The 13,357-nt window shown below is 69.6% G+C and carries 15 protein-coding genes and 1 pseudogene; 10 read left to right on the forward strand and 6 right to left on the reverse strand.

The genetic code is table 11. The annotated features are described in order from the left end of the window. The first annotated feature begins 75 nt into the window (after window positions 1-75). The 6 genes from stsA to AB0I71_RS31015 all read left to right on the forward strand — a co-directional run bounded on the left by stsA (window position 76) and on the right by AB0I71_RS31015 (window position 4,467). Window positions 76-186 carry a StsA family sactipeptide RiPP gene (gene stsA / locus AB0I71_RS30990; RefSeq protein ID WP_336245214.1) on the forward strand — a complete coding sequence of 37 codons (111 nt, stop codon included), beginning with the start codon at window positions 76-78 and terminating at the stop codon, window positions 184-186. A gap of 73 nt (window positions 187-259) precedes the next feature. Beyond that, window positions 260-1,720, forward strand: coding sequence for a StsB family radical SAM/SPASM domain sactipeptide maturase (stsB, locus tag AB0I71_RS30995; RefSeq protein WP_357590702.1), 1,461 nt, complete (start codon window positions 260-262; stop codon window positions 1,718-1,720). Beyond that, entirely contained in the window at window positions 1,717-1,998 is a 282-nt protein-coding gene (locus tag AB0I71_RS31000; protein ID WP_357590704.1) for an HPr-rel-A system PqqD family peptide chaperone, read from the forward strand. The genes stsB and AB0I71_RS31000 overlap by 4 nt, the downstream gene beginning before the upstream one ends. Beyond that, the gene (locus AB0I71_RS31005; protein WP_357590706.1) at window positions 1,995-2,732 is read left to right on the forward strand and encodes a signal peptidase I; all 738 of its coding nucleotides are present in this window, start codon (window positions 1,995-1,997) and stop codon (window positions 2,730-2,732) included. Before AB0I71_RS31000 ends, AB0I71_RS31005 begins: the two co-directional genes overlap by 4 nt. Beyond that, complete coding sequence (locus AB0I71_RS31010) at window positions 2,729-3,670, forward strand: ABC transporter ATP-binding protein (protein WP_357590708.1); 942 nt, start codon at window positions 2,729-2,731, stop codon at window positions 3,668-3,670. Before AB0I71_RS31005 ends, AB0I71_RS31010 begins: the two co-directional genes overlap by 4 nt. Further along, window positions 3,667-4,467, forward strand: coding sequence for an ABC transporter permease (locus AB0I71_RS31015; protein WP_357590711.1), 801 nt, complete (start codon window positions 3,667-3,669; stop codon window positions 4,465-4,467). The genes AB0I71_RS31010 and AB0I71_RS31015 overlap by 4 nt, the downstream gene beginning before the upstream one ends. A 175-nt stretch (window positions 4,468-4,642) precedes the next feature. Here the strand turns inward: AB0I71_RS31015 and AB0I71_RS31020 are convergent, their stop codons facing one another. The 5 genes from AB0I71_RS31020 to AB0I71_RS31040 form a co-directional block, all read right to left on the reverse strand. After that, the gene (locus AB0I71_RS31020; protein ID WP_357590713.1) at window positions 4,643-5,902 is read right to left on the reverse strand and encodes a cellulose binding domain-containing protein; all 1,260 of its coding nucleotides are present in this window, start codon (window positions 5,900-5,902) and stop codon (window positions 4,643-4,645) included. A gap of 190 nt (window positions 5,903-6,092) precedes the next feature. Beyond that, window positions 6,093-7,100 (reverse strand): PaaX family transcriptional regulator C-terminal domain-containing protein, encoded by a 1,008-nt coding sequence (locus AB0I71_RS31025; RefSeq protein WP_357590715.1) that lies wholly within the window; start codon window positions 7,098-7,100, stop codon window positions 6,093-6,095. Window positions 7,101-7,233: 133 nt separating this feature from the next. Next, complete coding sequence (locus AB0I71_RS31030; RefSeq protein ID WP_357590717.1) at window positions 7,234-7,428, reverse strand: hypothetical protein; 195 nt, start codon at window positions 7,426-7,428, stop codon at window positions 7,234-7,236. Window positions 7,429-7,643: 215 nt separating this feature from the next. Further along, window positions 7,644-8,195, reverse strand: coding sequence for a hypothetical protein (locus AB0I71_RS31035; protein WP_357590719.1), 552 nt, complete (start codon window positions 8,193-8,195; stop codon window positions 7,644-7,646). 47 nt (window positions 8,196-8,242) lie between these two features. Next, window positions 8,243-9,166 (reverse strand): NADP-dependent oxidoreductase, encoded by a 924-nt coding sequence (locus AB0I71_RS31040; protein ID WP_357590721.1) that lies wholly within the window; start codon window positions 9,164-9,166, stop codon window positions 8,243-8,245. A gap of 99 nt (window positions 9,167-9,265) precedes the next feature. Here AB0I71_RS31040 and AB0I71_RS31045 point away from each other — a divergent pair, with 99 nt between their 5' ends. Further along, window positions 9,266-10,198: an AraC family transcriptional regulator gene (locus AB0I71_RS31045; RefSeq protein ID WP_357590723.1), complete on the forward strand. Its 933-nt coding sequence runs from the start codon at window positions 9,266-9,268 to the stop codon at window positions 10,196-10,198. 100 nt (window positions 10,199-10,298) lie between these two features. On the opposite strand, the gene AB0I71_RS31050 is transcribed toward AB0I71_RS31045, so the two are convergent. Then, on the reverse strand, window positions 10,299-11,081 hold the full coding sequence (locus AB0I71_RS31050) for a fused MFS/spermidine synthase (protein ID WP_357590725.1): 783 nt from the start codon (window positions 11,079-11,081) through the stop codon (window positions 10,299-10,301). 189 nt (window positions 11,082-11,270) lie between these two features. On the opposite strand from AB0I71_RS31050, the gene AB0I71_RS31055 reads away from it, so the two are divergent. The 3 genes and pseudogenes from AB0I71_RS31055 to AB0I71_RS31065 form a co-directional block, all read left to right on the forward strand. Continuing rightward, entirely contained in the window at window positions 11,271-12,476 is a 1,206-nt protein-coding gene (locus AB0I71_RS31055) for a cytochrome P450 (protein WP_357590727.1), read from the forward strand. Continuing rightward, window positions 12,473-12,694 carry a ferredoxin gene (locus AB0I71_RS31060; RefSeq protein ID WP_357590729.1) on the forward strand — a complete coding sequence of 74 codons (222 nt, stop codon included), beginning with the start codon at window positions 12,473-12,475 and terminating at the stop codon, window positions 12,692-12,694. The genes AB0I71_RS31055 and AB0I71_RS31060 overlap by 4 nt, the downstream gene beginning before the upstream one ends. Window positions 12,695-13,118: 424 nt before the next feature. After that, window positions 13,119-13,357 (forward strand): annotated as a pseudogene (locus tag AB0I71_RS31065) (1,4-beta-xylanase); the annotation flags it as partial.

Here is a 13,357-nt window from a genome sequence, read left to right on the forward strand (position 1 = left end):
ACCCTCTGCGCGTGGTCGGGGCGTCTCACGGGACTGGCCCGTTGCCCGGCCGCGGCACGCGAAAGGAGGGCCCACATGCTCAAGTGGGAGAAGCCCAGCATCCGTAAGGCCGACTTCGCGGCGCAGCTCGGCTGCGCCTGCGCCTGTGGGGCGTTGGCCGGAGCGGGCTCCGGGCACGCCAACTGACAACAGCCGACACCAGTGGCGGGGGCCACGGCTGCCGTGGCCCCCGCTCGGAACGCGGAAGGGGGATCTCGTCATGCAGCTGTCGGGGATGTGGTCAGAGCTGGTCGTCCCGGACGATCTTGTCTACTTTCAGTGCCGGGACCGCTATCTCGTGGAGAACCCCGGCATCGCCGCATGGGCGGTCGTCGGCGACGGAGAAATGGACGTGCTCCGTGCGCTCGCGTCCGGCGCCGAGCCCCCGGCCGACCCGGCCGCGACCGAACGGGCACTGGCGACGCTGGTCCTCAACTGGCTGGTCTATCTCCAGGGGCAGCAACCCCGGGTGCGGTCGGCCGAACCAGCGCTGCGCATGGTCTATTACGCGATCACCGACGGGTGCAATCTGCGGTGTCCGTACTGTTACGCCTCCTCCACCCGCAAGCTGCCCGGCGAGCTGGAGCCACACGAGTCGCTCGATCTGGTCGACCAGATCGCCGACATGGGCGCTGAGCTGCTCATCCTGACCGGCGGCGAGCCGATGCTGCGCCGTGACTTCTTCGCCGTGGCCGACCACGCCCGGTCCCGGGGGCTGCGGGTCAACTGCATCACCAACGGCACCCGCATCCCGGACGCGGCGACCGCCCGGCGGATGGCCGACACCTTCCGCAAGATCACCGTGAGCCTGGACGGCGGCGTCGCGGAGGTCCACGAGCGGACCCGGGGCAAGGGCACCTTCGCACGCACCGCGAACGCGCTCGCGCTGCTCAACGCCGCAGGGGTCAGGCCGGACATCAACCACGTCGTGTCGCCGGAGAACATCTACGCTCTGGACCAGCTCATGACGTTCCTGGACGGCATCGAGTTCGGCAACGTGCGGCTGATGAACCACACAGGCATCGGCCGCGGCGCCGAGGACGGGGTGCACTTCGCCTGGGAGCACCACCGCGAGGTGCAGCGGTTCACCTGGACCAACCCGGTGGCGCAGAAGATCCTGACCGAGGGCCCCAAGGCGGTGAAACCCTGCTCGATCCGGGGCAACTGCGGGCTCGGCGGCACCGAGATCTACATCAACTCGCTGGGTGACGTCTACCCGTGCAAGCTGGTCACCGGCCCGCTGCACAAGGCCGGCAACGTGCGCGCGCAGCGCCTGGCCGACATCTTCGACACCCCGGCGCTGGCTCAGCTACGCACCAGCACCGTGTTCGAGGGCGACAACCTCGCCGACTGCCGACGCTGCTACATCCGGGCCGCGTGCGGTGGCGGCTGTCGCGCGTACCACGCGGCTGAATCCGGCTCGATCACCCGCAACAGCCGGCACCACTGCCGGATCCTGCGGCACTCGATGATCACCAACATCTGGCGCTCCAACGGCTTCTCCGGCACCGACCTGCTGGAGCACGAGTCCACCATGACGGTTCCCCGACTGATCCGGGACGGCACGGTGCACCCGGTGTACGACGACTGGCGCACCGACAACGATCCGACCGACGCGGTCCACCGCCGGACCCTGCCGGTGCTCACCAACGGGACGGGGGCAACGTCGTGCTCAGCGTGAATCCAGACGTGGTGTGGGTGGACAACGACGACGAGGTGCGGCTCTACCACCCGGGCACCGGGGAATTCCAGACCTTGAACGCGACAGCGGCGCGGATCTGGCGCAAGCTCGCCCTCGGCGCCCAGGTCGACGACGTGGTGCGTGACCTGGCGGCCGAGTTCGAGGCGCAGGACGACCAGGACCGCCAGCTGATCGACCGCGACGTCCGGCAGTTCGTCGCCGAGTTGAGCGAACTGGGCATGCTCGGCACCGGCCTGACCGCGGAGTCGGGCCGATGACGGCGGCCGTCGCCGGGTTCGCCGACCTGATCGCACATACCGTCTCCGCCGGTCGACCGGCACGCATCCCGGTGACCGGATCGAGCATGTGGCCGGCGATCACGCCCGGCTCCGTGGTGACCGTCGAGCCGGCCGCCTGGTCCCGGATCCGGCCCGGCGACGTGATCGCGTACCGGCACCAGGACGCGGTCATCGTGCACCGGGTGATCGAGATACGCGGCGACCACCTGATCACGGCCGGAGACAACAAGCCATTGTTCGACCCGCCGGTCACCGCGACTGCGCTGCTCGGCCGGGTCACCGGGGTCCCCGACCCGGTGCCACCGCCCGCGCCCGCTCCGGCACCCGCCGCCGAGGCGACCGTCTGGGTGGTCGGCGACCGGGCACCGGCCGCGCCGCCCGGCGTACGCCTGCGCCAGGTCGCGCCGACCGAACTCGCCGCCGCGTTGCGCTCGGCCACCGGCACGATCGCCGGGCTGTCGGCTGCCGCCGTGCGACCGCTGACCGCCCTGCGTACCGCCTCCCCCGGGCCGCTGACCGTGGTGATCGGGATCCGGTTCGGGCATGCCGGTGCCAGCCGGACCGGGTACGACCCGAGCGGCCTGCCGCTGCTGCCGCCGGAAGCGGTTCACCTGCACGTGCGCGCCGGCAACCCGCTGTCCGAGGTGGCGCCGGACGACGCGGTCCGGGCCGTCGCCGAGACGCTCGGCCAGAGCGAGGAGGTGGTCCGGTGACCGAGGACGCAGTGACCGCCACCGCCCTGACCAAGACCTACCCGGGCGCGGCGGCGCCGGCCGTCGACCGGATGACCTTCAGTGTGCCGACCGGGCAGTCCGTCGGGCTGCTCGGTCCGAACGGTGCCGGGAAGACCACCCTGCTGAAACTCGTCTGCGGTGTCTCGCCGCCCACCTCCGGTCAGATCCTGGTGCACGGTGCCGCCCCCGGGGGCACCGCCAAGCGGGACCTCGCCGTGGTCCACCAGACCGGCCCGTTCGACATGATGCTCACCGTGCAGGACAACCTGCGGATCGCCGCCGCGTTCCGCGGGCTGAGCTGGCGTCGGGTGCGCTCCCGCGCCGCGGCGTTGCTCGACGAGTTCGAACTCGCCGGCAAGAGCGACGATCTGGTGTTCACGCTCTCCGGTGGCCAGCGACGCCGGCTCCAGGTGGTACGCGCCCTGCTGCGGGTGCCACGGCTGCTGCTGCTTGACGAACCGTCCGCCGGGCTCGACGTGGAAGGCCGGCGCCGGGTCTGGGACATGCTCGACGAGTTGCGCCGGACGCATGGCCTGACGTTGGTGTGGACCAGTCACCACATGGACGAGTTGGAGCGCAACTGCGAGCGGATCCTGGTCGTGCAGCACGGCAGGATCCTGCGCGACGGCAGCTCCGAGCAGCTCAAGGACGAGGCGGGCCAGGTCACAGCCGAGCTGCGTACCGGCTCCCCGGACGACTGGGCGGTGGTGGCCGAGTGCGCCCGGCTCGCCGGACTTGCTCCCGAGTACCGCGGTGACCTGTTCGTGCTCACCGGGGACGACCTGCGCCGCCGGCTGCCCGCACTGATCGCCGCACTCACCGATCGTCAGGTGGCGATCGAGAGCGTGGCGCTCACCAGTTCCTCGCTGGAGGACGCGTTCCTGGCCCTGACCCGCGCGGAGGTGCCGACCCGATGACCACTACCACTGGGCACGCCGCACCCGCCTGGCACGGCACCGGCCTGACCGCGACCCTGCGACGCGAGTTCCTGCTGCTCACCCGCAACCGCACGAACCTGCTGCTGGCGATCGTGCCGACGGCTGTCTACATCACGCTGTTCGCCACCTCTCTGACCGACCTGATCGGCACCGTCACCTACCGGGGGCAGCAGATCGGGTACGCCGACTTCGCCGTGCCGGCGCTGATGTTCTCGTCCCTGCTCGCCGCCGCGACCACCTCCGGCACCGCCCTCTTCCAGGAACGGATGAGCGGCATGTCGCTGGAACTGTGGTCGTATCCGCTGACCCGTGGCCAGTACGTGCTCGGCAAACTGCTCGCCGGATCGGCGCTCGTGCTCGCACAGACACTGTCCGCGCTCGCGGTGACGGCGCTGCTGTTCCAGGGACGCTGGGCGGCCGACAGGTGGTTCGCGCTACTGTGCGGGGCGCTTGTCGCGGCGTGCGCCTTCAACGGGCTGTACCTGCTGCTGGCCACCCTGGTCCGGGACTTCCAGCGGTTCACCGTCCTGATCAATGTCCTCGCGCCGGTGCTGCTGTTCGCCAGCCCGTCGTTCTACCCGATCGATGCGATGGGTACGCCACAGCGCTGGCTGGCCGCGATCAATCCGGTGACGTACGGGGTGACAGCGCTACGCGAGGCGCTGCTGCACGGCTTCGCGTCCGCTCTCCCCTATCTGCTGCTGCTCACCGCGGTCGCAGTGGTCTCGATCGCCCTGGTCGGCAGATCCCTGGCCCGGCAGGCCCGCGGCCTCTGACCAGGCGGCGCCGGACCAGACGGCGGCGAGACTGACGGCGACATCGACATCGACATCGACATCGACATCGACATCGACATCGACATCGACGAGAGATACCGCAACACCCTCGACGGGCCGGTGCCGGGGCACCGGCCCGTCGAGTGGCCCGGTTCGGTCGTATGTTCTGCGGTGGTCAGCTTCCCGTGCAGGTGGCGGTGGCTCCGCTGCCGTTCCCGGTGCCCTGGAATCCGAAACTGGTGCTCTGCCCGGCGGCCAGGCGTCCGTTGTAGCTCTGGTTAGAGACGGTGATGGTGCCGCTGGTGCCGCTGTTCACCCCGTTCCACATCGAGCTGACCGATGCTCCGCTCGGCAGGTTGAGGGTGACTCGCCAGCCGGTGAGTGCGCTGCTTCCCGCGGTGACGTTGACACTGGCGACGAATCCGCCGTTCCACTGGTCCTGCACCGAATAGACAGCGGTACAGGTTGTCCCACCGCCGGGCGGCGTCGTCGGCGGGATCGTGGGCGGCGTGGTCGGCGGGTTCGTGGGCGGCGTGGTCGGCGGGTTCGTGGGCGGCGCAGTTGTGGGCGGGGTCGTGGGCGGCGGGTCGCCGTCGAGCGTCAGGTTCTTCTGCTGGACGCTCCACTGGCTGCGACACAGGCCGCAGTTGGCGCCGACGAAGTTGGCTCCGGCGGTGGTGTCGCCTTTCAGCCGCCATTTGAGGTAGAGCACCGCCACCCGGCCGAACTCGCCGCCGTTGGGCTGGTCGTAGGTGCCGCCATGCCCGACGTTCAGGTTGCCCATGAAGGCGGGCAGCCCGGCCGGCAGCTTGCCCCAGTCGTCGATGGCGTTCGGATACGCGATGTCGCTGGGCCCGCCGATGAAGTAGGCGATCGGTTTGGTCAGTCTCCTGAGCTGGTAGTCGTCGGCATCATTCAACAGACCGCTGCTGAAGATGCCGGTCGTGGTCACGCGTGGGTCATTGGAGACGGCGTACGCCTCCAGACCTCCACAGGAGAAGCCCGCGACCGCGATCCTGGCCGTGTCGAGCTTGCCGAAGTACTTGCTGCCCTGCCGGGAGTTCTCCGCGACGGCCCAGTCGATGGACTGGGTGAGCATCTGCGAGTTTGTGGAGCCGGATCCGTTCGGAGCGCCGTTCGCGATGGCGAGGAAACCGTGGGAGGCGATCTCCCGGAGGAAGTTGCCCTGCGACAGGCCGTTGGCCGAGCAGCCGCCGTTGCCCCAGACGAGGATGGGAAGACGCTCGGCCGGGAGCGTCTGCGGCCGGAAGATTGTGTGATTGGCCAGGCTGGCCGAGGTCTCATGATCGGCGGGATAGGGGCCGGAGCCACCGATCGCGGCACCGGCCGGTGTCGCGCCGAGCGCCACGATCACGGCGGTGGCCGGGACGATCGCGGCCACCAGTCCCGCGCAGACCTTCGCTCTCCTACTCATGCATCCTCCAGCGGATGTCGGGGACGGCACTCCCTTGGTGGCGGTGGCTGTTCATTCGCGCCCCGACAAGGGTGGTCAGCGCTGGCCACGGGTCAGGTCGATGCAGGCGCGTGGACCGCCCGGCCGCGGTCCCCACAGGCGATCCGCTGGGAGCTGTGTGCAGTTACTATCACTCTCGCAACGAAAAGTGTCAATGCGTTGCCCGGTCTCTCGGACCTTGCCCACCGTCAGTCCGCGCCGGGCGGACGCCGTGCTTCCCGCCTGTAGGTTCCGGCCGGGCGGGGTCGTTCGAAGCCTGGAAGTGTGTGATCCACGAGGCGGCGTCCGGCCAGTACGGTGTCGCCACCTGGATCAGACGCGCCTGCGCGAGTGCGCCGAGTCTGGAATGGATGTCCAGGAAGGTGTCTCTGGCCTGCTGCCGAGGCCATGGCTTCGGCAACAGGTGGTCGGGCAGATCCGGATCGATGTCCGGAAACGTACGCCAGGAATCCATGGCTGACGTTCGGGCGACCAACGCCCTGGCCGCGTCCACCTCGCCAGCACGGGCGGCCACCCGCAACTCCGCGTACTGCTCGACGAAAGCCGAGTAGCCAGCAGCGAGAGCGGTCAGGTCGTACGCGGCGGCCGGACCGTGCGGCCCCGACTCCTCGTCGAAGCGGACGTGCATGACCGACCACCGAGCACCGTCGACGTGACGCAGCAGCTCGCTCAGCGTCTCCTTCACCGGCGCGGCGTCGGATCCCGGCCTGATCCACACGCTGTCGTACAGACCCACGAACCTCAGTGCGCTCAACGACCTACGCACCGCATGGCGGGACGCCTGGCCGGAGCTGGGGATCGAGAAGGACGCCATCACCCAGTCACCGGTCCACTGCGGCGGATGGGCACCGAAGTTCAGGAAGTGCTGCACCCGGGATCGATGCTTGGCGATCGCCTGGGAGGTGAGGTGGTAGACCGGCGGCCGTCGGTTCTCCCGGATCGCGATGAGACCACGCTTGACCAGCCGGGACAGTGCCGCACGGGCGCTGGACTCGCTGACCCCGAACTCGTGCAGCATCGCGATGACCGCCGTCGACGGCAGGTCGGCAGCCGAGGAGTCGAGATACTCGCCGAGCAGGGTCGTCAGCAGATGTTGCGGGCTGGAACCGATCTGGGCCCGGGGAATTCGGACGTCGTCGGCGGGTTCCTGGACGGTCACCTCATCAGACTGCATCACCACCCGGCGCACGCGGTCGTCGGACGAGCCGACAGGACCCGGTCACGCCGTACCCGGGCGGCAGGCTGCTGCCGAGAAGTTTCGGCCAGCGCACCCGCTTCTCGCCGGGTGACGATCAGCGGCGCCGATCCGGGCGCTCGCCCGAGGTCGCCGTGCGCCCCAGCGCCGAGTCGGGGCCTACCGCGAACGGGTGGCGGAGCCGCCGCATCGCTTCTTCACTCCCGTCGACGCTCGGACCCGAGTCGTCGGGCTCGTCGAGGGTGGGTGCGGCGAGAAACAACGCCGAACCGTCATTGCCGTTCGATGCCATGCAAATCCTTCATGAGGAGCGAAAACACATTGAGGCGAGATGGACCGCCGGGCAGCGCCATGAAGTCCGACGCTCGTCACGAGCCCACTGCGGTGTCCCGGTCGCGGACGACTGCCCGCCGACACCGACAGTACCCGCCTCGGCGTCCCTGACGCTCCCGCCGGAGCCGAAACGATATCCGACCGCCCGGAGGAGGGTCGCCTGCCTGCTGGCGATCAGCGGCGATCGAGTGCCGACTGCAGGCGTTGGATGAGCGTCTTGCGGCCCTTTCCAGCGCGTTCTTCGCGTAGTGCCGCCCTGAGCTGACCGGCGTCGAGGTCGCGGACGTGTCGGGCCGCCTCAGCGACCGGCAGATCGGTGAGCGACACGGACGCCACGGCGTTCCGGCGCGCGCGCTTGGCCGGACCGGTGTTGGCGACGTACTGCTTGCCGGACTTCGATGCCTTCCGCTTCTTGGCGTCGGTCGCTTGCCGCTGCTCGGCGGAGAGCTGGTTCCATGCCTGATCGGGCAGGTAACGGTCGGTTTCGCCGTCGTGTCGCGCCCGGGTGGTGCCCTGTCTGGTCCGCCATTTCTGGTCGCCCCACTGCTGGAGCGACTTCTGGCGCTCGTCCTTCGCACCCTGGTAGCCGCCGCCGCGCTTCTGGTACTCCTTGGTGAGCAGCTGCGACTTGCGCGCCGACCACTGTCCGGGCCGGCCGCCCCGGTCGGACGACTTGATCTCTTCCTTGAGCTGTTCCCGCAGCTCGGGCTTCGTGTACCGCGCCATGTGCGCTGGGTACCCGCAGTCGCGCGCCGTAGTCACCGGCACGGCAGTCAGCGGGAGTCCCGCCGCGGAACGAGGATGATCTTGCCTCGGGTACGGCCGGACTCCGCTTCCCGGTGCACCGAAGCCAGGTCGGTGAGGTGACGGGTCGCGGCGATGTCCACCCGGACGGTACCCGCGTCGATGAGCTTCACCAGTGCGGCGAGGTGGCTCGTGTCGTTGCGGGCGACGAAGTGCACGGCGTTCACCGGAGACCCGGCGGGTGCCTTGATCGGGATGGTGACGGACACGACAACGCCGCCCGGTCGAATCAGTGGGAGCAGCGTCCCGGCCTGTCGAGTGGTGAGCGGGACGAGGTTGAGGATCGCGTCGACGGGTTCGTCGATCGCGTCGGTGAGGGGCGTGGCCGTGTAGTCGACGATCTCGTCGGCGCCGTGTCGGCGAACCTTGTCGGTGCTGCGTGGGCTGGCGGTGGCGACCACGTACGCTCCGGCGTGCTTGGCGAGCTGGACGGCGAACCCGCCTACGCCGCCGCCCGCGCCGTTGACAAGCACTCGTTGCCCGGCTCCGATCCTCGCGTGCTCGAACACCGCCTGCCAGGCGGTGACGCCCGCGATCGGGATGGCGGCGGCATGGGCGAGAGGAATGGCGCCGGGCGCCGCGACCAGCACGTCGGCAGGGGCGGTCACGTACTCGGCCGCAGCGCCGTCGACCTGGCCGATGACCGGATCGCCGACGGCGAAGCTGTCCACGTTCTCGCCGACCTCGACAACCCGGCCGGCGACATCTCCGCCGAGCGTGTGCGGCAGGTCCAGCGGGAAGACCGAACGCAGCAGCCCGCGCCGCAGGCCGGTATCGGACGGGTTGAACGAGGTGGCGGCGACCTCGATCAGCACCTCACCGAGGCCTGGCGTCGGCCGGGGAATGTCGTCGTCGCGGATGACGGAGGCGTCACCGTACCGGTGAATTCGCATGGCTCTCACAGAACGAACCTACGACGCGAACAAAAGACGGACCATGCGTCACAGTCCCTCATTCATGTCCGATCGTCTCGGCAAAGCTACCGTGGCCGGGTGGACGTACTCAGCGACGTGATCACGGTCATGCGAACGGGCCAACCACGGGCGGCGCTGTTGGCATGGCACGCCCCGTGGGCGCAGCGGTTCGCATCCGTTCCCGGAGCCACCGGCTTCCAGATTCTCCTGCAGGGACGATGCTGGCTCAGCCGGCCGGAAACCGACCCGGTGCCGCTGGCCGTCGGGGACGTGGTGTTCCGACCCCACGGACGCGGGCACACGCTGGCGGACGACCCGACAACCACACCGATCGCACCCGCGTGCGACCCGAACGACCCACAGGTGCTCAAGCGCTACGCCGCCGACACCGTCGGCACCCCCGCCGGGACGCCCGCGACAGTGACCCTCTGCGGTGCCTACGAAATCGATCCGGCACGATCCCATCCGCTCCTGGACGACCTGCCCGAACTCGTCCACCTTCCCGCACACCTCGGCAGGCACCCCGAGCTGCGCGCCACCGTTGACCTGCTCGCCGCCGAGCTGGAACGGCCCCGCCTCGGCACGGACGCGATCGTTCCCGCGCTCCTCGACACGCTGCTGCTGCAGATCCTGCGTGCCTGGATCGACCGGCAGAGCACCGCCACGAGCGACACCGGCTGGGCGGCGGCACTCAACGACCCGGCCACCACGGCCGCGCTACAGGCCATGCACCACGACCCGGCACGGCGCTGGACAGTTGCCACCCTCGCCACGCGGGCCGGACTGTCCCGGGCCGCGTTCGCCAGGCGTTTCACCACCCTGCTCGGCCAACCGCCACTCACCTACCTGACCTGGTGGCGGATGACCACCGCCGCCCGACTCCTCAGGGAATCCGACACGCCCCTGCGCGCCATCGCCGCCAAGGTCGGCTACACATCCGAGTTCGCGTTCGCCAACGCCTTCAAGCGCCAACACGGCACCGCCCCAGGGAGGTACCGCCGCAACGAATGACGCCCACTCAGCCCTTCACGCGTACCCGGGGAACAGGAGTCCTCGGTCGCGGATCGGGCCGGTCGCCGGCCCGGCCGCACCCGGCTGACCGGTTCGAGGCTCAGCGCTCGGTGTCGTCGGCGTACGGCCGGGCACCGGCGATGAACGTGTCAAGCGCCGGACCGTGCAGTACGCCGCCGGGCAGCGGATCGCGCAGTGCCCGTACCACCAGGCGCGCCACGGGCAGTCGGTGCGGGCGCAGCGCCGCGGCGAGCACCACGTTGCCGTACCGCCGGCCGCGCAGCATCCGACGGTCGGCGACGACGCACACGTCGGCGAAGACCGCCCGCAGAGTGGCCGCCTGCACCCGGGTGAAGACCAGCGGCGGCAGGTCGGTGACGTTGACCAGGTAGATACCGTCCGGGCGCAGGACCCGGGCCACCTCGGCCACGAAGGACACGGCGGCCACGTGGGGCGGCATCCGGGCCGCCCGGTAGATGTCGGCGAGCACCAGGTCGTACGCCCCGGCGGGCGCGGCGGCGACCGCCTCCCGGGCGTCGGCGACGCGGATCTCGACAGCTGCCGGTCGCGGCGGGAAGGCCCGCTCCACCAACTCGACCACAGCCGGGTCCCGCTCCACCACCACCTGCCTGGAGCCTGGGCGAGTCGCGGCGACATAGCGCGGAAGCGTCAGCGCACCGCCGCCGAGATGCAGCACCGCCAGCGGATCACCGCCCGGCGCGGCGAGATCGGTCACGGCGGCCATCCGGCGGACGTACTCGAAATGCAGGTAGGTGGGATCGACGACGTCCACGTACGACTGCTCGACACCGCCGGCGAGCAGCGTACGCCCGGTCGGCCGGGCCGGATCTACGGCCAGTTCGAGGCGCTCGTCGGCGTCCATGAACAGGCAGGCTAACCGGCGTCCCGCAGGTCAACGAGAGTGGGTGGACGGCGCCGGATCGACTGACCCGACGAGGCAGCGCACTGGTACGGATCCATGTTCTCCACTACTATCGGCCATCGACACGTCACTATGGGTTGATCATTCCGCTGATTCGCGGGTGATTCGGTCTGCTTTGGGGGTTGACCAATGCCAGACGTCGCCAGGGTCGCCGCGCGGTCGTACCCGTTCAGCCCTCCCGATCGACTCAACCTGGACCCCCTCTACGCCGAGCTACGGCGCACCGAGCCACTCACCCGGGTACGGCTGCCGTTCGGCGAGGAGGCGTGGCTCGCCACCCGGTACGCAGACGTGCGGACCGTTCTCGGTGACGCGAGATTCAGTCGGGCCGCCAGCGTCGGCCGGGACGAGCCGCGGCTCACCCCGAGGCAGATCGAGGGCGGCATCCTGTCCATGGACCCGCCGGAGCACACCCGGCTGCGGCGGCTGGTCGCCAAGGCGTTCACCGCCCGCCGGGTCGAGCAGCTCCGGCCCCGGACCCGGCAGATCGCCGACGAACTGATCGATGCCATGGTGACGGCCGGGCCGCCGGCCGACCTGGTCGAGCAGTTCGCCACCCCGCTGCCGATCCAGGTGATCTGTGAGCTGCTCGGGGTGCCCTTCGCCGACCGGCACCTCTTCCACGTCTGGTCGGAGGCGATCGTCTCGACCACCTCGCTGTCACCTGAGCAGATCCACGAGTACCTCGACAACCTGTACGGGTACATCGGCGAACTCGTCCAGCAGCGGCGCCGGGAGCCCACCGACGACCTGATCTGCGCCATGGTGCGGGCGCGCGACGAGCACCAGGACCGGTTCACCGAACAGGAGGTCGTGCAGCTCGCCGCCGGGCTGCTCGCCGCCGGCCACGAAACCACAGTCACCCAGCTGCCCAACTTCGCGTACGTCCTGCTCACCCATCCGGACCAGCTGGCCTGGCTGCGGGCCGAACCGGACCGGGTGCCGACCGCGATCGAGGAACTGATGCGCTACGTCCCGCTCGGGGTGGCGTCCGCGTTCGCTCGGTACGCAACCGAGGACATCGAGGTCGGCGGGGTGCTGGTGCGGGCTGGCGAACCGGTTATCGGCTCGCTCTCCTCGGCGAACCGGGACGAGTCCGTCTTCGCCGATCCCGACCGGCTCGACCTTGGCCGCGAGACCAACCCGCACATCGGCTTCGGGCACGGTGTGCACCACTGCCTGGGTGCGCAGCTCGCCCGGATGGAGTTGCAGGTCGGGATCGGCACCCTTGTCGCCCGGCTGCCCGAGCTGCGGATCGCCGTGCCCGAGGCGGAACTCGCCTGGAAGAGCGGGATGATCGTCCGAGGTCTGGCCCGGATGCCGGTGACCTGGTGAGCGCCGACTGGCGGATCGAGGTCGACGCCCGGCGCTGCATCGGCTCGGGTGGCTGCGTCGGCATGGCACCGGCCCACTTTCGGATGGAGTCGGGGGTGGCCACCCCGATCGCGGCGGCCGTCGAGCCGACCGAGACGGTGATCGACGCCGCGGAGTCGTGCCCGGTCGAGGCGATCACGGTACGCGACGACGATGGCTCCCTGATCGCTCCGGCCTGACCCGACAACGCACCGGTGCGGTGGCGTTCGACTGTTAACGATCCTCATCGTTGGCACGCCTGGAGGCCCGCACGACATTCCGTTCGTCGGGGTGCCGGGCTGGGCCGGACCGGACCTTCATGCCCCACCGCCAGGTACGACACCTCCTCCCGCACCGGTCATCCGCCGAAAAACTATCGGTCGAGGCCCGAAACTACCGGTTGAAAACCCGGGAGTCTTCTGCCAGCCTGAGAGGCATCGATCGATGTGATCGTTAACAATGTGTTCCAGTCCTGGGAGGCGCCGCACCCCGACCATCAGGCCTTATCCACCTGCCAGGTGACCACCACCACCTTCACCACCTGGAGCCCGGCGTCCACAACCACCCCCGGCGGGTTCCTCGCAACCTTCACCTCGTTTCCCATTCCACCTGTGGAGGATCAGCATGATCTCCCGGAACCGTCCCTCCGGGCGTCGACTTCGAACGCTCTCTGCCTCCGGAACCGCAGCGATAGTTGCGGTCCTAGTCGTCTCTCTGCTACCTAGTCTTGCCCAGGCCGCCGAGTCCACCCTCGCTGCGGCTGCGGCCCAGTCCGGCCGTTACTTCGGTGCTGCGGTGGCGGCGAACAAGCTCTCCGATTCCACCTATGTCGGCATCCTCAATCGTGAGTTCAACTCGGTCAC

The organism is Micromonospora sp. NPDC049891 (assembly GCF_040660295.1).
GTDB lineage: Bacteria > Actinomycetota > Actinomycetes > Mycobacteriales > Micromonosporaceae > Micromonospora.

Excerpts from the sequence above, each read along its gene's own strand:
- AB0I71_RS31030 (WP_357590717.1), bottom strand. The coding sequence starts at position 7,428 with ATGGCATCGAACGGCAATGACGGTTCGGCGTTGTTTCTCGCCGCACCC.
- AB0I71_RS31055 (WP_357590727.1), top strand. The coding sequence starts at position 11,271 with ATGCCAGACGTCGCCAGGGTCGCCGCGCGGTCGTACCCGTTCAGCCCT.
- AB0I71_RS31040 (WP_357590721.1), bottom strand. The coding sequence starts at position 9,166 with ATGCGAATTCACCGGTACGGTGACGCCTCCGTCATCCGCGACGACGAC.
- AB0I71_RS31020 (WP_357590713.1), bottom strand. The coding sequence starts at position 5,902 with ATGAGTAGGAGAGCGAAGGTCTGCGCGGGACTGGTGGCCGCGATCGTC.
- AB0I71_RS31035 (WP_357590719.1), bottom strand. The coding sequence starts at position 8,195 with ATGGCGCGGTACACGAAGCCCGAGCTGCGGGAACAGCTCAAGGAAGAG.
- AB0I71_RS31005 (WP_357590706.1), top strand. The coding sequence starts at position 1,995 with ATGACGGCGGCCGTCGCCGGGTTCGCCGACCTGATCGCACATACCGTC.
- AB0I71_RS31050 (WP_357590725.1), bottom strand. The coding sequence starts at position 11,081 with ATGGACGCCGACGAGCGCCTCGAACTGGCCGTAGATCCGGCCCGGCCG.
- AB0I71_RS31015 (WP_357590711.1), top strand. The coding sequence starts at position 3,667 with ATGACCACTACCACTGGGCACGCCGCACCCGCCTGGCACGGCACCGGC.
- stsA (WP_336245214.1), top strand. The coding sequence starts at position 76 with ATGCTCAAGTGGGAGAAGCCCAGCATCCGTAAGGCCGACTTCGCGGCG.
- stsB (WP_357590702.1), top strand. The coding sequence starts at position 260 with ATGCAGCTGTCGGGGATGTGGTCAGAGCTGGTCGTCCCGGACGATCTT.